Annotated in this window: 1 protein-coding gene; it reads left to right on the top strand. The window is 72.1% G+C overall.

The window, feature by feature from the left end:
• Positions 1–343 precede the first annotated feature (343 nt).
• Positions 344–570: twin-arginine translocation signal domain-containing protein (locus AC01FP_RS18825; RefSeq protein WP_474482454.1), on the top strand; the 227-nt coding region annotated here is incomplete at its 3' end.

Here is a 570-nt window from a genome sequence, read left to right as displayed (position 1 = left end):
CCAACACCGCCGCGGCCGAGAGCACCGTCGCGCGAGAACGCAACTCGCTGCTGACGGTGGAGCTGCTGGGCATCGGCCCCGGCGAACCCTGCGAAGGGCTCTCGGGCCCCGAGCTCGAGGCCTGCCGCCGCCGTCTGGCCACCGAGCCGCCGCGCGCCCGCCCTTGAGGCAGGCGGTGGCGAGCCGTCATTGGGCCTATCGGCTCATGCCGGATCGCAGCGGGGGTCGTTGCAGCTTCACCGGCGCTCCCTAACCTCGACTCCAGTTCTCACCTGCCGTCCAGCGGACACCGCCATCCTGCGGTGGCGTCTGGCCGGCGCCCCGCACAACGCCAGGAGATCCCATGTCGAGCTGCATGCATCCGGACAACGACACCACCATCAACCCCTCGGGCAACGTCAGCATCCGCGACGTGATGGCCGAGTTCAAGGGCCGCCGCAACTTCCTCAAGGGCAGCCTGGGCATGGCCGCCGTGGCCACGCTGGGTGGCTTCGCGGGCTCGGTGCAGGCCTACGCGGGCGCCAGCCCCGCGCCCGGTGGCGGCGGCATCACCTTCACGGGCCTGCCGCC

It is taken from the genome of Cyanobium sp. NIVA-CYA 375 (assembly GCF_056108345.1).
The sequence above is the reverse complement of the archived record's forward strand: the minus strand, read 5'-3'. Positions and strand labels throughout refer to the sequence as shown.